General features: G+C 63.3%; 27 protein-coding genes. 12 read left to right on the top strand and 15 right to left on the bottom strand.

Annotation, left to right across the window (positions count from 1 at the left end; all coding sequences use genetic code 11):
* The first annotated feature begins 4 nt into the window (after nucleotides 1-4).
* Nucleotides 5-2,068, top strand: coding sequence for a TRAP transporter large permease subunit (locus tag QZ501_RS00735; protein ID WP_295716457.1), 2,064 nt, complete (start codon nucleotides 5-7; stop codon nucleotides 2,066-2,068).
* Between the two features lie 87 nt (nucleotides 2,069-2,155).
* Here the strand turns inward: QZ501_RS00735 and QZ501_RS00740 are convergent, their stop codons facing one another.
* Complete coding sequence (locus tag QZ501_RS00740) at nucleotides 2,156-3,694, bottom strand: phosphoenolpyruvate carboxykinase (protein WP_151440101.1); 1,539 nt, start codon at nucleotides 3,692-3,694, stop codon at nucleotides 2,156-2,158.
* A gap of 321 nt (nucleotides 3,695-4,015) precedes the next feature.
* Between QZ501_RS00740 and QZ501_RS00745 the strand changes: the two genes are divergently transcribed.
* On the top strand, nucleotides 4,016-5,005 hold the full coding sequence (locus tag QZ501_RS00745) for a nitronate monooxygenase (RefSeq protein WP_295716459.1): 990 nt from the start codon (nucleotides 4,016-4,018) through the stop codon (nucleotides 5,003-5,005).
* Nucleotides 5,006-5,076: 71 nt separating this feature from the next.
* Here the strand turns inward: QZ501_RS00745 and QZ501_RS00750 are convergent, their stop codons facing one another.
* The gene (locus QZ501_RS00750) at nucleotides 5,077-5,385 is read right to left on the bottom strand and encodes a type II toxin-antitoxin system RelE/ParE family toxin (RefSeq protein WP_295716461.1); all 309 of its coding nucleotides are present in this window, start codon (nucleotides 5,383-5,385) and stop codon (nucleotides 5,077-5,079) included.
* A gap of 2 nt (nucleotides 5,386-5,387) precedes the next feature.
* The gene (locus tag QZ501_RS00755) at nucleotides 5,388-5,624 is read right to left on the bottom strand and encodes an addiction module protein (RefSeq protein WP_151440096.1); all 237 of its coding nucleotides are present in this window, start codon (nucleotides 5,622-5,624) and stop codon (nucleotides 5,388-5,390) included.
* A gap of 84 nt (nucleotides 5,625-5,708) precedes the next feature.
* Between QZ501_RS00755 and QZ501_RS00760 the strand changes: the two genes are divergently transcribed.
* Together QZ501_RS00760 and QZ501_RS00765 are read left to right on the top strand one after the other, a co-directional pair.
* Nucleotides 5,709-6,194, top strand: a complete 486-nt coding sequence (locus QZ501_RS00760) for a DUF5615 family PIN-like protein (protein WP_295716464.1) — start codon at nucleotides 5,709-5,711, stop codon at nucleotides 6,192-6,194.
* Nucleotides 6,195-6,209: 15 nt separating this feature from the next.
* Nucleotides 6,210-6,464 (top strand): hypothetical protein, encoded by a 255-nt coding sequence (locus QZ501_RS00765; protein ID WP_202405558.1) that lies wholly within the window; start codon nucleotides 6,210-6,212, stop codon nucleotides 6,462-6,464.
* Between the two features lie 39 nt (nucleotides 6,465-6,503).
* Here the strand turns inward: QZ501_RS00765 and QZ501_RS00770 are convergent, their stop codons facing one another.
* Together QZ501_RS00770 and QZ501_RS00775 are read right to left on the bottom strand one after the other, a co-directional pair.
* Nucleotides 6,504-6,932 carry an organic hydroperoxide resistance protein gene (locus tag QZ501_RS00770; protein WP_295716467.1) on the bottom strand — a complete coding sequence of 143 codons (429 nt, stop codon included), beginning with the start codon at nucleotides 6,930-6,932 and terminating at the stop codon, nucleotides 6,504-6,506.
* 76 nt (nucleotides 6,933-7,008) lie between these two features.
* Nucleotides 7,009-7,458, bottom strand: coding sequence for a MarR family transcriptional regulator (locus QZ501_RS00775; RefSeq protein WP_151440092.1), 450 nt, complete (start codon nucleotides 7,456-7,458; stop codon nucleotides 7,009-7,011).
* Between the two features lie 120 nt (nucleotides 7,459-7,578).
* Here QZ501_RS00775 and QZ501_RS00780 point away from each other — a divergent pair, with 120 nt between their 5' ends.
* Nucleotides 7,579-8,214 (top strand): class I SAM-dependent methyltransferase, encoded by a 636-nt coding sequence (locus QZ501_RS00780; RefSeq protein ID WP_160898232.1) that lies wholly within the window; start codon nucleotides 7,579-7,581, stop codon nucleotides 8,212-8,214.
* Between the two features lie 17 nt (nucleotides 8,215-8,231).
* Here the strand turns inward: QZ501_RS00780 and QZ501_RS00785 are convergent, their stop codons facing one another.
* The 9 genes from QZ501_RS00785 to rsmD form a co-directional block, all read right to left on the bottom strand.
* The gene (locus tag QZ501_RS00785) at nucleotides 8,232-11,270 is read right to left on the bottom strand and encodes an efflux RND transporter permease subunit (RefSeq protein WP_295716470.1); all 3,039 of its coding nucleotides are present in this window, start codon (nucleotides 11,268-11,270) and stop codon (nucleotides 8,232-8,234) included.
* Nucleotides 11,270-12,397: an efflux RND transporter periplasmic adaptor subunit gene (locus tag QZ501_RS00790; protein WP_160898234.1), complete on the bottom strand. Its 1,128-nt coding sequence runs from the start codon at nucleotides 12,395-12,397 to the stop codon at nucleotides 11,270-11,272. Before QZ501_RS00790 ends, QZ501_RS00785 begins: the two co-directional genes overlap by 1 nt.
* A gap of 108 nt (nucleotides 12,398-12,505) precedes the next feature.
* Nucleotides 12,506-13,162 (bottom strand): alpha/beta fold hydrolase, encoded by a 657-nt coding sequence (locus QZ501_RS00795; protein WP_295716472.1) that lies wholly within the window; start codon nucleotides 13,160-13,162, stop codon nucleotides 12,506-12,508.
* Nucleotides 13,163-13,224: 62 nt separating this feature from the next.
* Nucleotides 13,225-14,073 (bottom strand): Hsp33 family molecular chaperone HslO, encoded by an 849-nt coding sequence (gene hslO, locus QZ501_RS00800; RefSeq protein ID WP_295716474.1) that lies wholly within the window; start codon nucleotides 14,071-14,073, stop codon nucleotides 13,225-13,227.
* Between the two features lie 9 nt (nucleotides 14,074-14,082).
* On the bottom strand, nucleotides 14,083-14,502 hold the full coding sequence (locus QZ501_RS00805; RefSeq protein ID WP_160898236.1) for a S4 domain-containing protein: 420 nt from the start codon (nucleotides 14,500-14,502) through the stop codon (nucleotides 14,083-14,085).
* A gap of 7 nt (nucleotides 14,503-14,509) precedes the next feature.
* On the bottom strand, nucleotides 14,510-15,181 hold the full coding sequence (gene yrfG, locus QZ501_RS00810) for a GMP/IMP nucleotidase (RefSeq protein ID WP_160898237.1): 672 nt from the start codon (nucleotides 15,179-15,181) through the stop codon (nucleotides 14,510-14,512).
* The gene (locus QZ501_RS00815) at nucleotides 15,174-15,506 is read right to left on the bottom strand and encodes a hypothetical protein (protein WP_151440083.1); all 333 of its coding nucleotides are present in this window, start codon (nucleotides 15,504-15,506) and stop codon (nucleotides 15,174-15,176) included. The genes yrfG and QZ501_RS00815 overlap by 8 nt, the downstream gene beginning before the upstream one ends.
* A gap of 85 nt (nucleotides 15,507-15,591) precedes the next feature.
* Nucleotides 15,592-16,401 carry a bifunctional DNA-formamidopyrimidine glycosylase/DNA-(apurinic or apyrimidinic site) lyase gene (gene mutM / locus QZ501_RS00820; RefSeq protein WP_295716477.1) on the bottom strand — a complete coding sequence of 270 codons (810 nt, stop codon included), beginning with the start codon at nucleotides 16,399-16,401 and terminating at the stop codon, nucleotides 15,592-15,594.
* 3 nt (nucleotides 16,402-16,404) lie between these two features.
* On the bottom strand, nucleotides 16,405-16,995 hold the full coding sequence (gene rsmD, locus QZ501_RS00825) for a 16S rRNA (guanine(966)-N(2))-methyltransferase RsmD (protein ID WP_151440081.1): 591 nt from the start codon (nucleotides 16,993-16,995) through the stop codon (nucleotides 16,405-16,407).
* Between the two features lie 124 nt (nucleotides 16,996-17,119).
* Between rsmD and ftsY the strand changes: the two genes are divergently transcribed.
* The 6 genes from ftsY (at nucleotide 17,120) to QZ501_RS00855 (ending at nucleotide 23,191) form a co-directional block, all read left to right on the top strand.
* Nucleotides 17,120-18,277, top strand: coding sequence for a signal recognition particle-docking protein FtsY (gene ftsY, locus QZ501_RS00830; protein ID WP_295716480.1), 1,158 nt, complete (start codon nucleotides 17,120-17,122; stop codon nucleotides 18,275-18,277).
* A gap of 25 nt (nucleotides 18,278-18,302) precedes the next feature.
* Nucleotides 18,303-18,992, top strand: a complete 690-nt coding sequence (gene ftsE, locus QZ501_RS00835) for a cell division ATP-binding protein FtsE (protein ID WP_151440079.1) — start codon at nucleotides 18,303-18,305, stop codon at nucleotides 18,990-18,992.
* The gene (gene ftsX, locus QZ501_RS00840) at nucleotides 18,985-19,965 is read left to right on the top strand and encodes a permease-like cell division protein FtsX (protein WP_151440078.1); all 981 of its coding nucleotides are present in this window, start codon (nucleotides 18,985-18,987) and stop codon (nucleotides 19,963-19,965) included. The genes ftsE and ftsX overlap by 8 nt, the downstream gene beginning before the upstream one ends.
* 111 nt (nucleotides 19,966-20,076) lie before the next feature.
* Complete coding sequence (gene rpoH, locus QZ501_RS00845) at nucleotides 20,077-20,931, top strand: RNA polymerase sigma factor RpoH (RefSeq protein WP_095616223.1); 855 nt, start codon at nucleotides 20,077-20,079, stop codon at nucleotides 20,929-20,931.
* Between the two features lie 174 nt (nucleotides 20,932-21,105).
* Nucleotides 21,106-21,786, top strand: coding sequence for a response regulator transcription factor (locus QZ501_RS00850; RefSeq protein ID WP_295716483.1), 681 nt, complete (start codon nucleotides 21,106-21,108; stop codon nucleotides 21,784-21,786).
* Nucleotides 21,773-23,191 (top strand): HAMP domain-containing sensor histidine kinase, encoded by a 1,419-nt coding sequence (locus tag QZ501_RS00855; protein ID WP_151440076.1) that lies wholly within the window; start codon nucleotides 21,773-21,775, stop codon nucleotides 23,189-23,191. The genes QZ501_RS00850 and QZ501_RS00855 overlap by 14 nt, the downstream gene beginning before the upstream one ends.
* A gap of 16 nt (nucleotides 23,192-23,207) precedes the next feature.
* On the opposite strand, the gene QZ501_RS00860 is transcribed toward QZ501_RS00855, so the two are convergent.
* Entirely contained in the window at nucleotides 23,208-23,483 is a 276-nt protein-coding gene (locus tag QZ501_RS00860; protein ID WP_095616226.1) for a hypothetical protein, read from the bottom strand.
* A gap of 113 nt (nucleotides 23,484-23,596) precedes the next feature.
* On the opposite strand from QZ501_RS00860, the gene greB reads away from it, so the two are divergent.
* Nucleotides 23,597-24,097: a transcription elongation factor GreB gene (greB, locus tag QZ501_RS00865; RefSeq protein WP_151440075.1), complete on the top strand. Its 501-nt coding sequence runs from the start codon at nucleotides 23,597-23,599 to the stop codon at nucleotides 24,095-24,097.
* The last annotated feature ends 29 nt before the right edge of the window (nucleotides 24,098-24,126 follow it).

A 24,126-nucleotide genomic window follows, 5' to 3' on the forward strand; every position in this document is an offset into this window, starting at 1 on the left:
TTGTATGGGTCTGCCACGCCGTACCGGCATCGAATGGTTCTCTTCGCTGCCGGCCTGCCTGATTCTGCTGCTGTTCGTGTTCTTCGCCACGACCACGGACTTCCACAACAAGGCGCTCCAGCTTGGGGAGTATTTCTGGTCCGGCTACTACCAGCTGAGGGAGGACCCGGAGCGCCCGGACTGCAACCCCATGGTGGACGTCGAGTCCGAAGTGGATCGTCTGGCGGAACGCAGGATGGACGACGAGATCGCGGGCCTGCTCGGCGAGTCCGAGGTGGATCGCGAGGCCATTCGGCGCTCGGTGATCGCGGCCCGGCGGGCCTGTGAGGCTGACCATCTCCAGTACCAGGCAACGAAGGAACGGATCACGACCCCGGTGCGCCTGTACCGCAGCATGGAGCAGGGTCTGGCGGAACTGACGGCGGTCGGGCTCAACTGGCAGCGGCCGTTGCTGATCCTGCTGGTCGCCATCTGCGCGGCCACGGCCACCCTGGGGCGGCACCAGATCGCCATCCGGGGCATCGAGACCCGTACGGACTACCGGGTCTCCTACAGCGCCCAGACCATCGCCAACATGATGCTGCTGGCCTCCAGCTGGATCTACCGCAACCACGTGCAGCAGGCCATGGATGTGGTGCCGGCGGCGCGAGACATGCTGAACCTGCTCTGGGTGCTGTGTTTTGCCGTACTGAGTATGGCCAGTGTCTACCGGCTGCTGCGTGAACCAACAGATCTGCGCACCGGCGGCAGCATCCTGCAGGCGCTGCCCACCATTCCGCTGTATTCGGTGATGTGTTTCATCTCCGGGGCCTACTTCCTGAGTTTCGGGTACATGCAGGGCATCGGTGTCTACCTGGGCGCGCTGATGGAGCACGCGGAAATCTTCGTGAACGTAGCGCTCTACGTCTGGGCGGGCATGATGCTCAAGCAGACACGGGTGGCTACCCTGGTGTTCGACATTTTCCGGCCCCTGCGCATGCCGCCGGAGCTACTGGCGACAGTGGCCGTTGTGGTTGCCGCCATCCCAACCGCCTATACCGGTGCCTCCGGTATCTTCGTGATCGCTGCCGGTGCCGTGATCTACCACGAACTGCGTTCCGCTGGTGCCCGCCGTCAGCTGGCCCTGGCCGCCACCGCGATGTCCGGCTCCATGGGCGTTGTGCTGCGGCCCTGCCTGCTGGTTGTGGTCATTGCGATGCTCAACCGCGAAGTCACAACGGATGAGCTTTTCAGCTGGGGGGCAATTGTCTTCGCGCTCTCGGCGGTTCTGTTCTTCCTGGTGACCATGCTGTTCAACCGCCAGAGCGAGATGAAGCTGGCGCCTTTGGGTGAAGCCATTCCAGAGATGCTCCAGGCCCTGCGGCCGCTGATTCCCTATGCTCTGGTGGTCGCCGCGGTGGTTCTGGCTTACAGTTGGGGGTTGGGCGTGGGCCTGGACGAATTCTCAGCGCCACGGATCCTGCCCGTCATGCTGCTCAGCATCCTGGTGTTCGAGGCCATCCGCTTCCGGGGCCGGGAGCTGCCGCAGACCGCCGGCGGCCAGGCGCACAGCGGCTTTGAGCCAAGCCTGCGCCACGCCACCAGTGATACCACCGCCGAGATCGGGGCGCTGCTGCTGCTGTTCGGGCTCTCCATCAGCCTGGGCGGCGTGATTGAACGCGCCGAACTCATGGACCTGTTCCCGGACAGCGTGGCGAGCCCCTGGATGGCCATGGGCCTGATGGTGCTGCTGCTGGTGGGTCTGGGCATGATCATGGATGCCTTCGGCGCCGTCATCCTGGTGAGCGCCACTGTGGCGAGCTTCGCCTACCAGAGCGGAATCGACCCTGTACACTTCTGGATGGTGACGCTGGTGGCGTTCGAGCTGGGCTACCTGACGCCGCCCGTTTCCCTCAATCACCTGCTTACGCGGCAGGTGGTGGGTGACGAGGAGGTACGCCTGGCGCGCACGGAGGCCAGTGGTGGCAGCTTCTACCAGCGTCATGAACGCATCGTCATGCCCATGGTGGTGATGGGGACAGCGCTGGTGCTGGTGGCGTTCGTGCCCCTGCTTCTCTACGCCCTGTGACAGGTTCGCCTGAATGAAAAAGGCCCCGGTCATGTGATCACGCCGGGGCCTTTCCGCTTGAGCGCCCGACAGGGCGCGGAGGCGGGCTTACTGACGCAGCTTCGGGCCGGCGTTGACGATCGAATCCGGCACGTCGAACTTGCTGAAGTTCTCGACGAACTGGCTGATCAGCTCCTGAGCCTTTTTGTCGTACTCGGCCGGGTCATCCCAGGTGTTGCGTGGGTTGAGCAGCTTGGTCTCAACGCCCGGTACCGACGTCGGCACGTCCAGGTTCAGGTCTTCCAGATGCTCGGTCTCGACGTCGTCCAGCTCACCATCCTGGATGCCATTGATGATGGCCCGCGTGGTGGGAATGGAGAAGCGCTTGCCCACACCGTAGGGGCCGCCGGTCCAGCCGGTGTTCACGAGGAAGACCTTGCTGTCGAACGCGTCCATCCGCTTCATCAGCAGTTCGGCGTAGACGCCGGCCGGGCGCGGGAAGAAGGGCGCTCCGAAGCAGGTGGAAAAGGTGGACTGCAGCCCCTCGCCGGACCCCATCTCCGTGGAGCCCACCAGTGCGGTGTAGCCACTGAGGAAGTGGTAGGCCGCGGATTCGCGCGAGAGTATGGACACGGGCGGCAGCACGCCGGTCATGTCGCAGGTCAGGAAGATGATGTGCTTGGGCTCGCCGGCACGATTCTCCACCACCCGCTTTTCAACATGGTCCAGCGGGTAGGCGCAGCGGCCGTTCTCGGTAAGGGAGGTGTCCGTGTAGTCCGGCTCACGGGTCGCCTCATCCACCACCACGTTCTCAACCAGAGCGCCGAACTTGATCGCGTCCCAGATGATGGGCTCGTTCTTGCGCGTCAGGTCGATGGTCTTGGCGTAGCAGCCACCCTCCAGATTGAAGACGGTGCCTTCTCCCCAGCCATGCTCGTCGTCACCGATCAGGTGGCGGCTCTGGTCGGCCGAGAGGGTGGTCTTGCCGGTACCGGAAAGACCGAAGAACAGGCAGACATCGCCGTCATCGCCCACGTTGGCGGAGCAGTGCATGGGCAGCACGTCATGGTCCGGCAGCAGGAAGTTCTGCACCGAGAACATGGCCTTCTTCATCTCGCCGGCGTAGTGCATGCCCGCGATCAGCACGCGCTTGCGCGCGAAGTTGATGATGACGGTGGCGTTACTGTTGGTGCCGTCGCGTTCGGGCACGCACTCGAAGTTCGCCGCGTTCAGGATTTCCCATTCCGGGTTGTCGATGGGGTTGTACTGATCAGGGCGGATGAAGAGGTTCAGGCCGAACAGATTCTGCCAGGCCGTCTCGGTGGTCATCTTCACCGGCAGGTAGTAGTTCGGGTCCGAGCCCACGTGCACGTGCGAGGTGAAGTGCTCATGCTCACCCAGGTATGTCTTCACGCGCTCCCAGAGCGCATCGAATCGGTCCGCATCGAAGGGGTGATTGATCTTGCCCCAGTCGATCTGGTTAACGGTGCTGGGCTCTTCAACAATGAAGCGGTCCACCGGGGAGCGACCGGTGCGTTCGCCGGTGGTTACCACCAGTGAGCCATTGGAGGCGAGTTTGCCCTCATTCCTTTCCAGCGCCAGCTCAACAAGCCGGGCCGGGCACAGATCCGTGTAGGTTTTACTCACGATGACCTCACTTTCAGATGTTTCAAATCGGTTGCGGCGCGCGGCTGCCGGGATGAAAGGGCAGCGCGGCGGCCCGGGGGTGCGGATGGTTGTTCGGGGCGCACCCCTCTAAGCGGTAGCACCCCGCCACGCTCGCGGCGTGCCGGGGTGCGGGAAAGCATTCCTGTCGTCTACAGGCGCGACAGTATGCCAGAACCTTTCGGTAATTACGACCATCGCACGGGGGCTGGAGTGGGCCAGCGGGTAGTGATGAGGACTTTCTCCCTTTGGGGTGGGACGGTACCTTGGAGGACGAATCAGTGTGGTAAATCAGGTAGGGATATGACTGAACAGAGCCTCGAAACACCCCTTACGCGCCTTCTCGGCATCCGCCACCCCATCCTGTCCGCGCCAATGGCGTGGGTCGCTGGTGGGCACTTGGCCTCGGCGGTCTCGGAGGCCGGTGGGCTGGGCCTGATCGGGGGTGGCTACGGTGATGCGGAGTGGCTCGAGCGGGAGCTGGCCAACGCGGGTGACACGCCCGTCGGCGTTGGTTTCATCACCTGGAGCTTGAAGCAGAAGCCGGAACTGCTCGACCAGGTGCTGGCGCATCAGCCCGGGGCCATGATGCTGTCGTTCGGGGAACTAGCCGGGTTTGCCCAGCGGATCAGGGAAGCCGATTGCTGCCTGCTGGCCCAGGTCCAGACCGTGGAACAGGCAAAGAAGGCCGTGGATGAAGGGGCGGACGTCATCATCGCCCAGGGCACCGAGGCCGGTGGGCACGGCGCGAACCGGGCCACGCTGCCCCTGGTTCCTGCGGTGGTCGATGCCGTTGGCTCTGTCCCCGTGGTCGCCGCCGGTGGTATCGCGGACGGGCGCGGCGCAGCGGCGGCCATGATGCTCGGGGCAAGTGGGGTCCTGATGGGCAGCCGCTTCTACGCCACCGAGGAATCCCTGGCGCATCCCATCGCCAAGGCGGGCGCGGCTGACGCCCATGGTGACGACACGGTTCGCGGTTCCGTATTCGATCGGTTAAGGGGCTACGGTTGGCCGGAACCCTACACGTTGCGCAGCCTGCGCAACCGCATGACCGACCAATGGCACGGCGATCTGTCCCACCTGGAAGACAACCTTACCGAGGAACGCGAACGCTTCCAGGCCGCGATAGAGAATGCGGATTTCGAACTCGCGCCGCTGATCGTGGGTGAAGCGGTGGATCTGGTTGATCGGGTGCAGTCGGCTCAGGAAGTCGTCGAAGGTGTGGTTGCTGAAACGACCGCGTTGCTTCAGAAGGGAGCGCCGAATGTCTCATTGCATTCCGGGGGCGCTTGATAGGATGAATGGGCGATTTCTGGCTTGGATGCCACAGGGGCAATTACATTGTTGAAGCGGCGGACGTGGAACTAGTCTCTGTTGCGCCAATACCCCGGTTTTCTGGAATGGTGGGCTACGGCAATCACAACCGCCTCGGTTCCCGTCTCAATAACAACGAGATCATAGGGAAAGCGGTCGAGCATGAGTCGCTTCGCACCCGAATTACCCGCTTCGCCAGGAAGGGGTGATAAAGGAAGGTAGTTTTCTTCAATAATATCCAGAGCCCTGTCGATAGCCGTGAAAAACTCGGCGCCAAGGCCTGGCTGTTCGGATTCATACCATGCGGCTGCCTCTTCTGCTTCCTGCGAGGCCTCTTCCAGTATCCTTACTGTTCTCACTGTTATTCGCCCAGCCTGCCCCTCATTGTTTGCCGGAATTCATCACGGGTTAGCAACCGGGCATTACCCTCTCGGACACGGGACGCACGCTGAACGACTTCCTCGTTCCACGCCTGTTCAGCCGAGTCATCGCGCGGGCCATCCAGGCTCATAATGAGCTCACGGGCCAATTCGGCACGCTCTGACTCAGAAAGGTTCGAGATCTGGGAGCGGAGGTGGCTCAATGCTTCAGTTGTCATGTTGACTCCATGAACCGCAGTACTTTAATGCTATCCGGATTGAACAACCCGGACAAGCTGTATCCACAAGCGGGGTGGGTGCCTTTGCGAATACTCTGCGACGAAATGCTCAATGGCATCGCCCAATGGCTGCGCGTTGCGGGGTACGATACCGCGGTGCCCACGCCGGGGCTTCCGGACGATCAGCTGATGGCTCAGGCGCGTGCCGAAGGGCGCTGGCTGCTTACCGCTGATTCCGATCTTCTGGCGTTCGCCGATGCGGCCCGCTATGTCATCTATCTGCAGGGCCAGGATGACGGGGCCCGTCTCCGGGAGTTGACCCTGCGTCTGGACCTGGACTGGTGCCGGGCGCCGTTCACCCGCTGCAAGAACTGCAACACGCCATTGCACGAGGCGAGCGAATGGGAGGTGGCGCATTACTACCCCGGTTCCATCTGGTTGGACGGGCAGAGTGTCTGGGCCTGTTCGAGTTGCTGCCAGCTGTTCTGGGAGGGCAGCCATGTGCGGCGGATGTGGGCGCAACTGGAGGCCATGAACGGTTGGCGTCAGGCGGGCTCATCAGGAAACTGAACAGGGAGAGTCACTTTGGAACTGGATCATGTCGTCCCCTGGGGGCGCTCTTTCGAGGAATACCAGCGGATGTTCAACCTGGCGCCCGCCGACCTGGATAAGCGTATCCTGGGTTGTGGCGATGGCCCCGCCAGCTTCCATGCCACGCTCACGGCCCGTGGTGGCCGGGTGGCGAAAGAGGTCAGGGTCTTTCCGTTGGTGTCCCTAGATCCGGTTGATTATCGGTTCCAGAAGGGGGCAACCGAGATGCTGGTGGCGACGAGGGCATAGGGCCGCCTTGCGGCTACCCTGAGCCGGGGTATCGGTGCTTCAGACCGTTACCACCAGCTCCACCGGCACATTGTTCCGGATGGCGTTGGAGTAGGGGCACACCTGGTGCGCCTTGTGCACGAGCTCCTCGGCCTGTTGCTGCTCGAAGCCCGGAACGTGCACGTTCAGGGTAACCGCCAGGCCGAAGCCTTCGCCCTCCGGGCCGATGCCCACCTGGCCGGTGATGGCGGTTTCTTCCGGCAGCTCGACCTTGGCCTTGCCGGCGACCAGTTTCAGGGCGCCGATAAAGCAGGCGGAATAGCCGGCAGCAAAGAGCTGCTCGGGGTTGGTACCTTCACCACCGGCACCGCCAAGTTCCTTGGGCGTGGTGAGTTTGACGCTGAGCTGGCCATCGTCACTGGTGGCCTTGCCGTCACGGCCGCCGCTGGCGGTTGCCTGGGCCTGATAAAGGATTTTTTCTGCACCCATGATGATTTCTCCTCTCTCTTTCCTTTGATTGCACGCGATTAAATCGCGCACGATTTAAATAATCCAAAAAAATGCCTCAGCTGGCCAGCCGCTCTCGCAAGTTGTGCAGGTCGTCGCGCAGCCGCTCCAGCTCATCCGGGCTGCACTGCGTGGCACACATGACGGACTCCGGCACCGCTTCGGCTTTCTCGCGCAGTTTGTGGCCCTGTTCCGTAAGCACTACGGCCACCTGCCGCTCATCCTGGCGGCTGCGCTGGCGTTGCAGCAGGCCCGCCCCTTCCAGCCGCTTGAGCAGGGGGGTGAGCGTGGCCGAGTCCAGGAAGAGCCGCTCACCGATGCCGGAGACGGTCTGGCCGTCCTGTTCCCACAGCACGAGCATGACCAGGTACTGCGGGTAGGTCAGGTCCAGTTCCCGCAGCAGTTTCCGGTACACCTTACTCATGGCCAACTGCGCCGAGTACAGGGCAAAGCAGACCTGTCGGTCCAGTGCCAGCAGGCTTTCCTGTGAGTCGTTGCGATCAGTCATGCCACGCATCTTATATAGCGCGCGATTTAATAGCAAGCATGGTTTAAGCCGGTACAGGTCGACCCTGCTATAGTGGCTCGGTCAGAGACATGCTTGAACGAGAATAAGGAACCCGACCCTATGACGGACAGGACCATCACCAAGACCGAGATCCTCAACAAGGTCTACACGGCGGATGACCACGAAAAGCTGATGGACGCCTACAAGGACTGGGCGGCCGATTACGACAGCGATCTGGAAGAGCTGGGCTATGTGGCTCACATCACCAGCGCCAGGGCCCTGGATCAGGCGCTTGGCGGGAATCATGATGCAGTGATCCTGGACGCCGGCAGCGGTACGGGCCTGGTAGGGGAGGAGCTGGCCAGGCTGGGTTACCGCACCATGGACGCGCTGGACTACTCCCAGGACATGCTGGACCAGGCGGAAACCAAGAACGTCTACCGTAAGCTGATCCAGGCTGACATGAAGGAACGCCTGCCGCTGGATGACAACGCCTATGACGCGGTGGTCTGCACGGGCACCTTCACCTATGGCCACATAAGCGCTGAGGGCTTTGATGAGCTGATCCGCGTCACCCGCCCGGGTGGCACGATCGTGTTCACCGTGCGCGAAGGCGCCTACGAGGAATACGGCTACCGGAAGAAGATGCTGGATCTCGAGGTGAAGGGTGAATGGGAGCTGGTCAGCTTCTACGACACGCCCTACCAGATCGAGGAAGGCAATACCTGCAAGATGTGCACCTATCGGGTGCGTTGAGGGGCCATTAAGGCCCCCTACTCTCCGGGGCGGATTCCCAGCAGGCGCACATAGCCCGCCGGCAGCACTAGAATGGTCAGGATCGCCGCAAAGGCGAGCCCGAACATGATCGCCAGTGCCATGGGTGCCCAGAAGGGCCCGGACAGCGCCAGCGGCAGCATGCCGAGCATGGTTGTTGCGGCGGTCAGAAGGATGGGGCGCACGCGGCTTGTCGCGGCCTCGCCAATGGCTTCCAGCGTGCCGCTCTCGGCCAGCGCCATATCCATTTTCTGAACCATGACCACGGCGTTGCGGATGATCATGCCGGACAGGCTCATGGTTCCCAGAAGCGCCATGAAACCAAAGGGCTGCTGGAACAGCAGAAGCCCGACACTGACGCCCACCAGCCCCAGCGGCACCATCAACATGACCAGCAGGGTGCGCCGGAACGAGTTGAACTGGGCCATGAGCACCAGCACCATCAGCCCAAGGATGACCGGCACGGGTTTCAGCACACCCGCGCGGGCTTCAGCGGACTGGTGAACCTGGCCATCCCACTGGGTGTCATACCCGGAGGGAAGCGTGACCTTCTGGATTTCGGGTGCCAGGGCGGCGCGCACCTCGGACGCGGTATACCCCTTTGCCAGGTCTGCTTGCAGTGTAATCGCCCGTTCCCGGTTGTGCCGCCAGATCACGGGGCGCTCCCAGTCGAGCTCAATATCGGCGACTTGTGTGAGCGGGACAGGCTTGCCGCCGCTTTCCGGCCAGACAACCATGGTTTCAAGCTCGGAGGGGTCGGTCCGCTCGGGCAGAGGAAAGCGCCAGACAATGGGAATACGCTCATCGCCCTCACGGAACACGCCAACCCCTTGCCCGGCAAAGGCGGTGTTCAGGGCCAGGTTGATGCTGTTGGTGGTGATCCCGGCGCGACGGGCCCGGTCCTGGTCCACGTTGATGGTGACCCGGGGCTGGGTCTGGCGCCAGTTGTGCCGCAGGTTCGTGACGCCCGGGTGCTCGGCCATGATGGCCTGCAGTTTTCCGGCCGTATCCACGAGCTCCTCCCGTTCCGGCCCGGTGATCCGCAGCTGGAGCGGGAAGCGAACGGGTTCGCCCAGCTGCATCGCTCGCACCCGGGGTTCGGCTTGCGGGTAACCATCTTCCAGATGCTCCCGGACCTTAGCCATCACAGGGTCAACGTCCTCCTTGGTCTCCACGTTAACCAGGATCTGCCCGAAGGCGGGGTTGGGGGTTCGCGGGATCATGGGCAGATAGAATCTTGGCGCGCCTTCACCGATGAAGGCGGTGACGTCCGTCACCGGTTCCATCTCCATCAGCCGTTGCTCAATCCGGGCCATGTCCTCGCTGGTCTGCTCAATGCGGCTGCCTTCCGGGAGCCAGTAATCCACCATGAACTGGGAGCGTTCGGCCGGTGGGAAAAAGGTCTGTGGCACGAAGCTGAACGCCACAGCACTGGCGGCAAAGATAATGATGGCACTGCTTGTCAGGATCCAGGGACGCCGGAGTGTGGCGGTTATCAAACGGTGCACCCACTGGTAGAAGGCGCGGTCCTCGGGGTTTCCAAGCCCGCTTTTGCTGTCCAGTAGCCAGTAGTTCATCAGTGGTGTGGCAAAAACCGCGAGCAACCAGGAAATGGCCAGGCTGATGGCCACCACCCAGAACAGCGAGCGGGTGAACTCGCCCGTGGCGGTGTTGGTCAGGGCGATCGGGGCGAATGCGAGGACCGCTATGGCGGTGGCTGCCAGCAGGGGCCAGGCGGTTTCCTGCACGGATTCCGCGGCTGCTTTCAGACGCTCCGTGCCGCGCTGCATTTTTACCTGCATCAGCTCGGAGATGACAATGGCATTGTCCACAATCATACCGAGCACGATCACCAGGGCCCCGAGTGATACCCGGTGGAGTTCAAAGCCCATCAGGTACATGCCCACAAAGGTGCCCAGAATGGTCAGGGGCACCCCCAGTCCGACGACGAAGCCGGTGCGCAGGCCCAGCGAGACCATCAGGACTGCCAGCACAATGGCCACTGCCGTGACCAGGTTGATCAGGAATTCGCCGACGGCCTGCTCGACTTCCTCGGACTGCAGCGCGATGCCACCGAACTCAATGCCCACCGGCATCCTGGCCTCGATACGGTCCAGCTCGGCCTGGACCCTTTCGGTGAGCTCGACCACATTGGCCCCCTCGGCCGGCACGACGCCCAGAGCCAGGGCGGATTCGCCCTGATGGCGCAGGCTGGCATCGGGCGGGTTGGCGTACCCGCGCCTGACTTCCGCGAAGTCACGCAGCTGGACGAGTTCACCGGTCACGGGGCTGCGGATGTTCAGCCTGGCCAAGTCGTCCACGGCCTCAAAGGTGCCAGTGGTATTGATCCGCAACCGGCGTGATCCCATCTCGGTGAAGCCACTGGGAGCGACCACGTTCTGCTTGTTAAGGGCGTTCACGACCAGCGCTGGGGTCAGGCCCAGTTCGGCGATCTTGGAACGGCTGGTTTCAATGAAAACCCGTTCGCCCTGATCGCCGAACAGGTCGACCTTGGCAACGTCATCAACCCGCAGCAGACGTTGCTGGAGGTGGTCTGCAATGTCGTTGAGTTCGGCGTAGCTGTAGTCGGCGCCTTCCACGGAAAGCAGCATGCTGTAAACGTCGCCGTAGTCGTCATCAACACGCGGGCCACGCACGGAATCGGGCAGGCTGGCGCGGGCTGCTATAACCTTCTTGTTGAGCTCGTCCCAGATCTGGCGCAGTTGCTGGCCGCCGTACTGGTCCTTAACCTCAACGTAGATAATGGAGGTGCCATTGCGGCTCAGCGACTCAATGCTCTCCAGCTCACCAAGCTGCTGGATCTGCTTCTCAAGTGGTTCGGTCACTTGCTGTTCCACCCGTTCCGCGTCCGCACCGGGGTAGCCGGTCATCACGATGGCGGTTCGGATGGTGAACTCAGGGTCCTCGAGCTGCCCGAGCCGAGTGAAGGCGATGACCCCGAGCAGGGTGATCAGGAGAATCAGGAATCCCACAAAGCGATTGCGGCTGATCGCGCCGCGCACCAGTTGCGCCAGCATCACTGAATTACCCCGCCTTCAAGCCGCTTGACCTTCTGGCCTTCCTGCAGGTGTTGCGCGCCGGCCACCACGATCTGCTCACCGGATTCGAGCTGGCCGGTGATCCGGACGCTGTCCGTCTCCAGTGACTCGGTGGTGACCGGGCGTGACGTGACCTTACCGGAGTCCGGATTCCAGACCCAGACATGGGGTTGGTCCGCTTTTTCGAAGATGGCTTCCACCGGCACCAGGAAGCTGTCATCCCAGGGGGTATTCCTGAGACTGGCCTTGAACGAGACTTCGGCGGTCATTCCCGGGAGCAGCTCTTGCTCCGGGTTCTCGACCGCAACCCGTACGGGGTACGCCTGGGTGGCCGGCGAGACATCAAGGCGGACATTCTCCACCCGTGCGTCGAAGCGCTTGTTGTCCATAACGGGCATGAATACATGAACGTCTTTAAGATGGTCGCGGAACTGCATCAGCCGTTCCGGGATGCTGACCTCGACTTCCACGGTTTCAATGTTGTCGATCGAGAACACTGGGCGCTGCGGGCTGACCTGCTCGAACGGCTCCGCCATGCGGCGGTTGATCACCCCATCAAAAGGCGCCTCCAGAACGGTGTCATCCAGCGCCGAGCGGGCTGTTTCCAGGGCTTCACGCGTGGCGTTGCGCTTGGCGCGGGCCTGCTCATAGGCACTTTCGAGGCGATCGAACCTGGCGTCGCTGATGGCGTTGGAATCCACCAGTTCTTTGCCCCGTTCCCAGTTCTTGCGCGCTTCGTTCAGGGTGGCCTGGATGGATTCCAGTTTGCTCTCGGTTTCGTTCACCTTGAGGCGGAAATCCCGCTGATCCAGTTTCCCCAGCACCTCGCCCTCGGCGACCTCATCACCCACATCCGCGCTGAGTGTTTCGATCTTGCCGGGCACGCGGAAACTCAGGGTGGTGGTCTCGGCGGGTTCCACACGCCCGCTGAACCGGCGCGAGGCCAGGCCGGTGGGCGTTTCAAGCGTCATCATCCGGGCGGGCCGCAAGGGCTGGGCTTCAGCGGTTTCGGAGCTCTTGCCGGGATCCCCGTCACAACCGCTCATCAACAGTGCGATGGCTGGGATCCAGAGGTAGCGGCCAAAGGATGAGAAAGAATGAGTCATGAAACAGGTCCCTGCTGCAGAGGAGGTGATCAGGCGATCAGTCTATTCTGAGCGCCTGCGTGGGCTCTGGCAATCTGTCGGAAGTGATAGCGCCGGCATTCGTGCGGTTCAGAGCACGGACCGCAGCCAGGCCCCGATCGCCTGGATTTCTTCCAGGCATACCTCATGTTCCATGGGGTAGGTACGGTACTCGGGCTCGTAACCCAGCTTCCGAAGATGCTCCAGGGCCTCCTGGCCGAGGAATTCGGGCAGCATGGGGTCGTTGGTGCCGTGGGCCATGAAGATCGGCAGCTGTCTGTTGGCCTCGGAGGGCGTGGTCAGGTTGATGCTGGCGAAGTAGCCGGAAAGGACCATAAGCCCGGCCAGGGGCTGCTCGAAGGTCAGGGCCGTGTGGTAGGCCACGGCGCCGCCCTGGGAGAAACCGGCGATGACAATGCGGTTGCTGGGCACGCCACGCTCCATCTCGCGATGGATTAGATCCCGGATGCGGCCGGCGGAGGCGAGAATGCCCTGTTCGTCGGTATCGTTGTGGCGGTCCAGTGAACGGATGTCGTACCAGGCGGGCATGACCATGCCGCCGTTGAGGGTGACCGGGATCTGTGGGGCGTGTGGGAAGACGAAGCGCACGTGCGCGTCCTGGGGCAGCCCCAGGTGCGGGATTACGGGCTCGAAGTCATGCCCGCTGGCGCCCAGCCCGTGCAGCCAGATGACGCTGGCGTCCGGGTTCTCGCCGGTGGTCTTTTCCACGCATTCCAGGTATTCCATGGTCCCCTCCGCTGTTCAGTGAGGGCGTTACTCTAGCGTGCCGGGCGGTGCCCGGGCCAGTGTCAGTGGCGCTGGTGGGGGCCGAAGAGGGCCTCAATGTCGTCCTGGCCGAAGCGGTACTGCTGGTTACAGAACTGGCAGTCGACGCTGATCTCGCCCTGTTCCGCCAGCAGGTCGTAGCACTCCTGGGCGCCCAGGGTCTCCAGTGCGTTGGCGGTCCGCTCGCGACTGCAGTGGCAGTGGAAGAAAACCGGCTCCTCGGGGTAGAGGCTGATGGATTCCTCGTGGAAGAGCCGATGCAGCAGCGTCTCTGGCGCCACCGAGAGCAGTTCCTGCTGGCTGGTGGTCTGGGCCAGGTGCGTCAGACGGTTCCAGAGATCGTCGTCCTCGGTCGTCTCGTAGCCGGGCATCTTCTGCAGCATCAGGCCGCCGGCGCGCTCATTGTCCGCGAACAGCAGGATCAGGGTGTCGAGCTGTTCCGAGCGGGTGAAGTAGTCCTGCAGGCACTCCTGGAGGGTCTCGGACTCCAGCGGCACGATGCCCTGATAGCGCTGGCCCTGTTCCGGTTCGATGGTGATGACGAGCTGGCCATGGCCGAGCTGTTCCCCGATGGAGCCGTGCTGGATGCTGTCCTCGGTGTGGATGAGCCCGCGCGCGCCGCGTTCATTGCTGCAGTCCGCCATCAGCAGGGTCACCGGGCCCTGGCCCTTGGCCTGGAGGCTGATGCGGCCCTTCATCTTGAGCACGCCCCCGAGCAGCACGGCGGCGCTGAGGCTCTGTGCCAGCAGTTGCTGGGCGGGCTCGGGGTAGTCGCGGCCCTCGAGGGCGGTCTTGAGGGTGTCCTCGATCAGCACGAGCTCACCACGGACCTCGCCCTCGTTGAAGACAAAACGCTGCAGGGTATCGGTCATGTTGGCTCGCTAGTGGGACATCTGGTTCTTCACGCGCTGCAGTTCGCGGCGCTGCTTCTTGTTCGGGCGACGTGCCGGCGGGTGCTCGGCGGCGACCATCATGCGCCGGCGCCAGGCGTTGTCCTCGCGCTTCTCCTTGCTGGCCTCGGTCTCGGTGTAGAGCATCTCGGCCTGGGGGGCGCTGCCACGCTTTTCGCTGAGTTCATCGATGATGACTTCGAACGTGGTCGAGCCCTTGTGCACCTGCACTCTGGCGCCCCTGGTGACGAACTTGCCCGCCTTGGGGCGTTGGCCCTCGTAGCGGACCTTGCCGCCCTCAATGGCCTCGCGTGCCAGGGTGCGGGTCTTGAAGAAGCGCGCGGCCCAGAGCCATTTGTCGAGTCGAACGCGTGCGGAGCCGGAGTCGGATTGGTCGCCCTTTTTGCTCATGGGAGCATTATACCGGTTGGGGCGGTGTGATCGGAAGGAGCGTCTCGAAGCGTTCCAGCGCTGGCCAGCGGCCCTCCGGAAGGGGGTCGCGCTGGCTGTCAGGCTGGTGAATGCTCAACAGATGCCTGACGCCGAAGGTCTCGGCGGCGCTCAGGGCGGTGTGGTTATCGTCGATCAGGACTGTGGTCGCCGGGTCGAAGGGCTCGCTGGCGTGCAGGGCGGGCCAGAACGCCGGGTCTTCCTTGGGTCGGCCGAAGCTGTGCGTGGTGTGGATGGCATCCACCCACTGGTCCAGGCCGGTGCGTTCACGCTTGAGGTCCAGTCCGCCACGGTGGGCGTTGGTAACGATCACAGTGCGGCAGTGGGACGCTTTCAGCGCGCGCAGGAAGGCCGGCGCGTCCGCCCGGAAGCGGATGCGATCCCCCACCTCGTGCTTGAGCTGGCTCACGTTCATGCCCAGGCGGTTGCTCCAGAAATCCAGGCAGTACCATTCCAGTGAGCCCTTCAGGCTCTGGATGGTTTCGTGGATTTCCCGGCTGGCTTGCTCCGGTTCAACGCCCCGGGTCTCCGCGTAGCGGGCCGGGAGATGGGTGAGCCAGAAGTACGTGTCGTAGTGGAGGTCCAGAAGGGTGCCGTCCATGTCGAGCAGGACGGTCTGGATGCGCTCCCAGTCAATCATCGCCCGGGTTGACGACCTCGCCGGCATTGCGTCCGGAATGGGTGCAGCCCAGGCAGCGCACGAAGGTGGCCTTGGCCGGGCCGACCACCAGGGTCTCGCCCACTTCATCGGCATTGCCGCCCAGCGCCGAGAACGGCAGCGTTACGGTATGCACGACACTGCCCACCACGGTGGCGCCCAGCAGCAGCGGGCGGGCGATGACGGCGTCACCGACCATGGCCAGGGCGGAGGGTTTCTCCTCAACGCGCTGGGCCTGTGCGGGACCGGCGAACGCCATGAAACCGCTCAGGAGGGCGACGGTAACCAGTGTGCTCAGCTTTTTCATCAGGTGTCTCCGGGACTGTGTGATACTGCCTCCACTATGGCCCAGATACGCGTTTTTTCAAGTCCTGACGCTATCGGAAGCGGACTCAGCGCTGACAGCGGCTGCAGAAGACCGTGCCGCGCTGGCCGATAACCCGGTGTCGCAGCGGCTGTCCGCAGTGGTGGCAGGGTTCGCCCTCGCGGCCGTAGACAGTCAGTGACTGACGGAAGTAACCGGGGTTGCCCTGGCTGTCCGTAAAGTCGCGCAGGGTGGTGCCACCCAGCTCAATGGCATTCGCCAGAACCTCGCGGATGGCCTCCGCCAGCCTGCGGTAGCGCGCCCGACCCACGCGGCCGGCCGGGCGCTGGGGGTGGATGCCGGCCATGAACAGGGCCTCGGAGGCGTAGATGTTGCCCACGCCCACCACGATCTTCGCGTCCATGATGAACGCCTTGACCGAGGCCCGGCGGCCCCGGCTCAGCCGGTACAGGTGGTCGCCGTCAAAGTCCGGCTCCAGTGGCTCCGGGCCGAGCTTTGCGAGCAATGGGTGCTGTTCCGGGTCTGTGCTCCAGAGCCAGGCCCCGAAGCGGCGCGGGTCGTTGAACCGCAGAATCCGTTCCGCCAGCGGTATCTCCACATGGTCGTGGGGCCGACGGGGTTCCTCCGGCGGGCTCAGGCGCAGGCTGCCGGACATGCCCAGGTGTACCAGGGCGGCGCCGCGTGCATTGCGCAGGAGCAGGTACTTGGCGCGCCGGCCTACCGCGGTGATGGGCGTGCCGATCAGCTGCTCCGGTAAGTCCGCCGGAATAGGCCAGCGCAGGGATGGGTTGTGGATACGCACCTCCGGGGGCGTCACACCCTCCAGCCAGGGAGCGACACCGCGCCGGGTGGTTTCGACTTCGGGCAGTTCCGGCATGGGTCAGGCCACCTCGAACAGGCTGTAGGCGACCTGGCCCGCCTGTTTGCGCCGGGCCAGAGTCCAGTCCGGCGGCACAGAGGGTTCGTGATCGCTTTCGTGTTCCACATAGACGCGGGCATTGTCCGCGAGCAGGCCGGAGGCTGCCAGGGCCTGACAGACCGGTTCGATCAGGCCGGCCCGGAAGGGCGGGTCCATGAACACAATCCGGTAGGGCCTGGTTTGTTCCGGCGTCCTGAGCCAGTTCAGGACGTCCTGCCTGGTCACGGACCCTCCGCTTGCCTCGAGGGTGGTCAGGTTCTGATGGAGTGCACGGCTCAGGTCGGCGCTCTGCTCCACAAAGGTCACGCTCTCTGCCCCGCGTGACAGGGCCTCCAGCCCAAGGGCCCCGCTGCCGGCGAACAGGTCCAGGCAGTGGCTGCCCGGCAGGACCGGCATGAGCCAGTTGAACAGGGTCTCGCGCACCCGGTCCGGCGTGGGGCGGACGCCGTCCACGGCAGGGAAGGTGAGTGTGCGGCGGCGCCATTCACCGCCGATCAGGCGGACCTGGCCCTGGTCGTTACGCCGGCCCCGGCGCTGGTTGCGTGATGCCATGCTGTGTTCGCTTTTTGGACGGCCCTGTTGCGGGCCGGTAGAATAACCCGCCTTGACCGCGCCCGACCAGTTTCCCAGATGGTCGGCCAATGGCACCGATGAACCATGGGCAGGATTGAACGCCATGAACGCAGAACTGATTTTCAACGCCCTCTTCGTGCTTCTTGTCGCCTGGTTTGTGGTGGACCTGGTGCGAAGCCGGCAGCAGATTCCGAGGCCGCCCAGGCCGCCTGAACGCCAGCAACGGGAGTCAGCGGCAGAAGCGCCGGCACAGGTTCCCGAGGCGGAAGCACCTGCAGAGCCGGCGCCTGCTGAGGCTGAACCGGCCCCGGCTCCCGAACCGGAACCCGAGGAGCCGGTCAGCTTCTTCCAGCGCATGCGCGAGGGCCTGGGCCGTACCCGTGGCCAGCTGGCGGACGGCCTGGCCGGCCTGTTTGCCAGCAACAAGAAGATCGACCGGGACCTGCTCGAGGAGATCGAGAACCTGCTGCTCACCGCCGACGTGGGGATGACGGCGACCACCGAGATCATCGACAGCCTCACGGAAAAGCTCGAACGCAGCGAACTCAGGGATTCGGACGCGCTTTTCCAGGCCCTGCGCGAGGAGCTGCACGGCATTCTGGAGCCCTGCACCACGCCCCTGGAACCGGAGACGGAGAACAAGCCCTTCGTGATCCTGATGGTCGGCGTGAATGGTGTGGGCAAGACCACCACCATCGGCAAGCTGGCACAGCGCTACCAGAGGGATGGCAAGAGTGTGATGCTGGCGGCCGGTGACACCTTCCGTGCCGCTGCCGTGGAGCAGCTCCAGGTCTGGGGTGAGCGTAATAACGTGCCGGTGGTGGCCCAGCACACCGGCTCCGACAGCGCCTCCGTCATCTATGACGCGCTGGAGTCCGCCCAGTCCAAGGGCACGGACGTGCTGATCGCCGATACCGCCGGCCGGCTCCAGAACAAGGACAACCTGATGAACGAGCTGGCCAAGGTCGTTCGGGTCATGAAGAAACTCGACCCCGAGGCACCGCACGAGATCATGCTGGTTCTGGATGCGGGCACCGGCCAGAACGCGCTCAGCCAGGCCCAGACGTTCCAGGAGGCTGTGGGCGTGAGCGGTGTGACCCTGACCAAGCTCGACGGCACCGCCAAGGGTGGCATCATCTTCGCCATTGCGCGTCAGTTGGGACTGCCGATACGCTACATCGGCGTGGGTGAGACGGCCGACGACCTGCGCCCCTTCGCCGCGGACGAGTTTGTGCAGGCGCTGTTCGACGGTCGGGAATGATCCGGCTCCCGGAAGATGAGGCGCGATGATTGAATTCCGCCAGGTAACCAAGCGCTATGAGCAGCAGTTCACGGCGCTGCGGGGTGTGAGCTTCGCGCTCGGGCGCGGTGAAATGGCGTTTCTCACCGGCCATTCCGGCGCCGGCAAGAGCACCCTGCTCAAGCTCATCATGCTGATGGAGCGCGCCACTGCTGGCCAGGTCCTGGTGGGTGGGCAGGCGCTGGAGAAGACCCCGCGCCGGCGCATTCCCTATATCCGCCGCCATATTGGGGTTGTCTTCCAGGATCACCAGCTGCTTTTTGACCGCACCGTCTTCGATAACGTGGCCATGCCCCTGCAGGTGACGGGCGTGCCGCCCAACGAGATTGGCCGGCGTGTGCGGGCGGCGCTGGACAAGGTGGGCCTGCTGAAAAAGGAGCAGCTCAATCCCATCAGCCTTTCTGGCGGCGAGCAGCAGCGTGTGGGCATTGCCCGGGCGGTGGTGAACAAGCCGCCACTGCTGCTGGCTGACGAGCCGACGGGTAACCTGGATCCGGCCCTTTCTTCCGAGATCATGGACCTGTTCCGGGAGTTCAGTCGGGTGGGCGTCTGCGTGATGGTGGCGACCCATGATATCGGACTGATTGAGACCATGGCTCAGCGCACGCTGGAGCTTTCCGGTGGTGAACTGGTTCAGGATGGTCTGCCGACGGCGCTGGAGACCCGGCATGGCTGAAACACGCCAGCAGACCTCCCGTGGTGCCGCCAAAGCCCGCACGCCCTGGCGGGACCAGCTCCGCAGCTGGTTCAGCCACCACCGGCGCTCAGCGCGCGACAGTGCGGCCCGCCTGCGCAACGCACCGCTGTCCAGCCTGATGACAGGGCTTGTTATGGGGATTGCGCTGGCCCTGCCCACGGCCCTGTTCCTGATTATGGCCAGCATCCAGCAGATTGGTGGCGGCTGGGAGCAGGCTGGCCGCCTGAGTGTCTATCTCACCCCGGACGCGGGCATAGAGCGGGCGGAGGCACTGGCCGACCGCTGGATTGAGAACGCCGCGGTGGGTGATGTGACGGTCATCCCGCGGGATGAGGCCATGGAAACCATGCGCTCCAGCAAAGGACTCAGCGGCACGCTGGACTTTCTGGATGGAAATCCGTTGCCGCATACCCTGGTGCTGACGCCGGACCGTGCCTACCGGGAAGCCTCTGCTCTGGAAGACCTGGCGGAACGCCTGCGTCAGGCGGACGGAGTCGACGAGGTAAAGCTGGATCTGGCCTGGTTGCAGCGTCTCAACGCCATGGCGGAGGTGCTCGGCCGGGCCACTCAGGCGCTGGCGCTGCTGCTCGTGGTGGGCGTGGTTCTGGTCATTGCCAATACCGTCCGCCTGGCGATCGAGAGCCGTCGTCGCGAGATCATCGTGGCACGCCTGGTGGGAGGCACGGACAGTTTCGTGCGCCGGCCTTTCCTCTACACCGGCCTCTGGTACGGCGCACTGGGGGGGCTGCTGGCGTGGTGGCTGGTGGAAGTGGCATTCTGGTGGCTGAGCGGTCCGGTTGGTCGCCTGGCGGAGCTCTACAACAGTGGGTTTGAACTCCAGAGGCCGGGCATCGATGAAGTGGTTCTTCTGCTCGGCTGCGCTGTTGTGCTGGGATGGCTCGGGGCCTGGTGGGCGGTGCACCGTCATCTCCGGGCCGTGGAACCGGAATGATCCCCTGTCCGGGATACTCCGTATAGACATACGGGGCTTGAAAACGTATTAAATGATCATATATTGGATTCAGACTCTTTGTCGGGAGACAATGAACAGAGGGGGAGCACCATGGGTACAGAACTTCAGCTCAGTCACAATCTGGTGCCGGGTGCCAACCTGGAGAGCTACATCCAGACCGTCAGCCAGATTCCGGTCCTGAGCGTGGACGAGGAACAGAACCTGGCCCAGCGGTTTCAGGAGCACGGGGATATCGAAGCCGCACGGCAGATGGTTCTGTCGCATCTGCGGTTTGTGGTTCACATTGCACGCAGCTATTCCGGGTATGGCCTGGCCCAGGCGGACCTGATCCAGGAGGGCAACGTTGGCCTGATGAAGGCGGTCAAGCGCTTTGATCCGGGCTATGGCGTGCGCCTGGTTTCCTTTGCCGTGCACTGGATCAAGGCCGAGATCCACGAGTTCATCCTGCGCAACTGGCGCATCGTGAAAGTGGCCACCACCAAGGCTCAGCGGAAGCTGTTCTTCAATCTGCGCAGCTCCAAGAAGCGTCTGGCCTGGCTCAACAACGATGAGACCGAGGCCGTGGCGAAGGATCTGGGCGTTGAACCGAAGGTTGTCCGTGAGATGGAAGGCCGTATGGCCTCCCACGATATGGCTTTTGATGCGCCGACGGATGACGACGACGAGACTGGCTGGCAGGCGCCCGTTCACTATCTGGACGACAAGCGCCAGGACCCTGCCACTCAGCTGGAGCAGGCCGACTGGAGTCAGGACTCCAGTGAACGGCTCGGCCACGCTCTGTCGGCGCTGGACGAACGCAGTCAGGATATCCTGCGCCGGCGCTGGCTTGGTGAGAACAAGGCCACCCTGCATGAGCTGGCCGATGAGTATGGCGTTTCCGCCGAAAGGATCCGCCAGCTCGAGAAAAACGCCATGAAGAAGATCCGCACCAGCATGGTGGCCTGAGCGCCGCCGTCAGTCGCGCATCTGTTGAGAAAGGCCGCTCCTCCGGGAGCGGCCTTTCTGTTTGGGGCCTATCAGCCTTAAAACATGGTAACTTTGCCGGTAAGGTACCTCGCCCGTAACCTGCAGGCGATCTGTTAATGTTTTTCATAGCCTTTTGAAAAGGGGGATTTCGGGGTGCGTGTACTGGTGATTGAAGACGATCAGGATGTGGCGGATTATCTGAACAAGGGGCTCCGTGAGAGCGACTATGTGGTCGACCATGCCACCGACGGCAAGGAAGGCATGACCATGGCAGCGTCGGGGGACTACGACGTGATGATCATCGACCGGATGCTGCCGGGAATGGATGGCCTCAACATCATCAAGACCATCCGTGCCACCGGCAACCAGACCCCGGTGCTGATCCTGAGCGCGCTGGGTGATGTGGACGCCCGGGTGGAAGGACTGCGCGGAGGCGGTGATGACTACCTCACCAAGCCGTTCTCCTTCACTGAGCTGCTGGCTCGGCTGGATGTGCTCGCGCGGCGGGCCCGCAGCGGTGGCGAGACCGAAACGGTGCTGAAAGTGGCGGACCTGGAGATGGACCTGCTGGCCAGGACCGTCAAACGCAATGGCATGAAGATCGACGTCCAGCCCCGCGAGTTCCGGCTGCTGGAATACCTGATGCGCCATGCCGATCAGGTGGTGACCCGCACCATGCTGCTGGAGAAGGTCTGGGACTACCACTTCGACCCGCAGACCAACGTCATTGATGTGCACATCAGCCGCCTGCGTTCCAAGATCGACAAGGGGTTCGAGAAACCGTTGCTGCAGACCATCCGTGGCGCCGGGTACATGCTTCGTGACGATACTTAGCCAGCTCCGAACCTCCACGTTCCAGGTCGCGATGCTCTACATGGTGGTGTTCGCCACCTCCGTGTTCATACTGCTGGCGTTCATCTACTGGCGCACTGCCGGGTTCATGATGGAGCAGACCGACCAGACCATTGAGGCGGAAATCGCTGGTCTGGCGGAGCAGTACCGGTCACGGGGCATCAATGGCCTGATGAACGTGGTACGGGAACGGGTGGCACGCGATCCGGACGGCCAGTCCCTGTACCTTTTTGCCACCGAGGACTATCTCAAGCTTGCCGGCAACCTGCCCAAGTGGCCGGAGAGCGCACGCACGGACAACGGCTGGATCGACTTCACCCTGGATGAGTCCATGGGCTATGAGGATGAAGAGCGACGGGCCAGGGCGCGGGTGTTCGAGGTCCAGGGCGGACTGCGCCTGCTCGTGGGGCAGGACATCAGCGAACTCACCCGTGTTAAAAGCCTGATCGAGACGGCCATGAACTGGGGAATGGGGATTTCCCTGGGTCTGGCGCTGATCGGCGGTTTCCTCATGAGCCGGAGCACCACGCGGCGGATCGAGGTGATCAACCAGACCGCCTACCGGATCATGCACGGCGATCTTTCCCAGCGTGTGCCCACGCGCGGGACTCAGGACGATTTTGACCAGCTGGCGGACAATCTCAACCAGATGCTCGACCGCATCGAGTACCTGATGGAAGGCATCCGGCATGTATCAGACAGCATTGCCCACGACCTGCGGACACCACTGACCCGGCTCCGGAGTCAGCTCGAGAATACCCTGATCAATCTCAAGGACCCCGATGTCCAGGACCAGGTGGGCGAGGCCGTGGCCGAAGCGGACCAGCTGCTCGGGACCTTCAACGCCCTGCTGCGCATTGCGCGGCTGGAGACCGGTGGCAAGACGCTGCAGAGCGAGCCGCTGGAGCTGGGCACACTGGTAACGGATGCGGTTGAACTCTACGAGGCACTGGCCGAGGAGAAAGACCAGGTTCTTGACTATGAGGTCGGGGAGGAGGTGTCGCTGCTTGGCGACCGGGACCTTCTGTTCCAGGCGGTCAGCAACCTGATCGACAACGCCATCAAGTACACCGACGAAGGGGGGCGTATCGGGGTGGCGGTGCGGCGTGAAGGCGGTCAGGCGGTCCTGGAGGTGGCGGATAGCGGCGATGGCGTGCCGGACCACGAAAAGGAGAACATCTTTGGTCGCTTCTACCGGGTGGGCAAGAGCCGGTCACAGCCCGGTAACGGACTCGGGCTCAGTCTGGTGAGTGCCGTGGTGGAGCTGCACGAGGGCCATATTGGCCTGTCGGATGCCGAGCCCGGTGCCGAAAGGCCGGGGCTCAAGGTCACGCTCTATCTCCCGGCTCAGCCACCGTCCGGGGACAGTGGCGAACGGGAGCAGTAACAGGGGCTTGACGGGGTCAGGCGCTCTTGCCACTGATCAGGCCGCGGACTGTTTCGGTCGCGGCGCGAGCCGGGCGGAACGCCAGTTCGGCCGCATTCTCGGCGATCGCCCGGTAGCGTGCCGTGCGGGCGTTCAGGCTGTCCATTTCCCCCTCGAACCGGTTCTTTTCAGCCATCATCAGGGCCGCCAGGGTATGACGGTTGACCCGGTTGGTGATGCCGAAGTTTTCGAGTTCATAGCCGACACGATCAAGGCCGTTCAGCGCCACTGCTGTCAGTTTCTTGGTATCCATGGGAATCACCTCTGATTGGGTTCCTGCTTCAGTCTGGCGGAAGACTACTGCGAATGATTAGAGTGCACAACCTAACAACCGCCATTATGGACCAGTAATCCACGGGAGGAGTCATGGGGCGTTACCGGCCACCGCGCGAACGCGGTTCCCTTTACATCACACCCGAGGGCGAAAGGGCCCTGCGAGAGGAGCTGCGCTATCTCTGGAAAGAGAAACGCCCGGCGGTGACTCAGGCCGTCAAGGAGGCGGCCGCTCAGGGGGACCGTTCCGAGAATGCCGAGTACATCTACGGCAAAAAGCAGCTGCGCGAAATCGACAGCCGGGTGCGCTTTCTCAGCAAACGCCTGGACGAGCTGACGGTGGTGCGGGAGTCTCCCCATGACACCAGCCGTGTCTTCTTCGGTGCCTGGGTCACGCTGGAGGACGACGAAACGGGCGAGGAGGTACGCTACCGTCTGGTCGGGCCTGATGAGTTCGATGTGAGCCAGGGGCTGCTGAGCGTGGATGCGCCCTTTGCCAGGGCCATGTTGCGGAAACGCCTGGATGACGAAGTAGTGCAGAACACCAGCGACGGCGAACGGCTGTGGATCATCACGGCGATTGATTATCCCTGAATGCCGGGAATGCGAGCGTGTTGGCGATT

This window comes from uncultured Halovibrio sp. (genome assembly GCF_913056445.1).
GTDB lineage: Bacteria > Pseudomonadota > Gammaproteobacteria > Pseudomonadales > Oleiphilaceae > Halospina > Halospina utahensis_B.

Excerpts from the sequence above, each read along its gene's own strand:
- QZ501_RS00770 (WP_295716467.1), bottom strand. The coding sequence starts at position 6,932 with ATGGGTGCAGAAAAAATCCTTTATCAGGCCCAGGCAACCGCCAGCGGC.
- hslO (WP_295716474.1), bottom strand. The coding sequence starts at position 14,073 with ATGACCGATACCCTGCAGCGTTTTGTCTTCAACGAGGGCGAGGTCCGT.
- QZ501_RS00795 (WP_295716472.1), bottom strand. The coding sequence starts at position 13,162 with ATGGAATACCTGGAATGCGTGGAAAAGACCACCGGCGAGAACCCGGAC.
- QZ501_RS00790 (WP_160898234.1), bottom strand. The coding sequence starts at position 12,397 with ATGACTCATTCTTTCTCATCCTTTGGCCGCTACCTCTGGATCCCAGCC.
- ftsY (WP_295716480.1), top strand. The coding sequence starts at position 17,120 with ATGAACGCAGAACTGATTTTCAACGCCCTCTTCGTGCTTCTTGTCGCC.
- QZ501_RS00755 (WP_151440096.1), bottom strand. The coding sequence starts at position 5,624 with ATGACAACTGAAGCATTGAGCCACCTCCGCTCCCAGATCTCGAACCTT.
- QZ501_RS00780 (WP_160898232.1), top strand. The coding sequence starts at position 7,579 with ATGACGGACAGGACCATCACCAAGACCGAGATCCTCAACAAGGTCTAC.
- QZ501_RS00735 (WP_295716457.1), top strand. The coding sequence starts at position 5 with ATGGGTCTGCCACGCCGTACCGGCATCGAATGGTTCTCTTCGCTGCCG.
- rsmD (WP_151440081.1), bottom strand. The coding sequence starts at position 16,995 with ATGGCATCACGCAACCAGCGCCGGGGCCGGCGTAACGACCAGGGCCAG.
- ftsE (WP_151440079.1), top strand. The coding sequence starts at position 18,303 with ATGATTGAATTCCGCCAGGTAACCAAGCGCTATGAGCAGCAGTTCACG.
- QZ501_RS00805 (WP_160898236.1), bottom strand. The coding sequence starts at position 14,502 with ATGAGCAAAAAGGGCGACCAATCCGACTCCGGCTCCGCACGCGTTCGA.
- QZ501_RS00775 (WP_151440092.1), bottom strand. The coding sequence starts at position 7,458 with ATGACTGATCGCAACGACTCACAGGAAAGCCTGCTGGCACTGGACCGA.
- mutM (WP_295716477.1), bottom strand. The coding sequence starts at position 16,401 with ATGCCGGAACTGCCCGAAGTCGAAACCACCCGGCGCGGTGTCGCTCCC.
- greB (WP_151440075.1), top strand. The coding sequence starts at position 23,597 with ATGGGGCGTTACCGGCCACCGCGCGAACGCGGTTCCCTTTACATCACA.
- rpoH (WP_095616223.1), top strand. The coding sequence starts at position 20,077 with ATGGGTACAGAACTTCAGCTCAGTCACAATCTGGTGCCGGGTGCCAAC.
- QZ501_RS00860 (WP_095616226.1), bottom strand. The coding sequence starts at position 23,483 with ATGGATACCAAGAAACTGACAGCAGTGGCGCTGAACGGCCTTGATCGT.
- QZ501_RS00785 (WP_295716470.1), bottom strand. The coding sequence starts at position 11,270 with ATGCTGGCGCAACTGGTGCGCGGCGCGATCAGCCGCAATCGCTTTGTG.
- ftsX (WP_151440078.1), top strand. The coding sequence starts at position 18,985 with ATGGCTGAAACACGCCAGCAGACCTCCCGTGGTGCCGCCAAAGCCCGC.
- yrfG (WP_160898237.1), bottom strand. The coding sequence starts at position 15,181 with ATGATTGACTGGGAGCGCATCCAGACCGTCCTGCTCGACATGGACGGC.
- QZ501_RS00745 (WP_295716459.1), top strand. The coding sequence starts at position 4,016 with ATGACTGAACAGAGCCTCGAAACACCCCTTACGCGCCTTCTCGGCATC.
- QZ501_RS00815 (WP_151440083.1), bottom strand. The coding sequence starts at position 15,506 with ATGAAAAAGCTGAGCACACTGGTTACCGTCGCCCTCCTGAGCGGTTTC.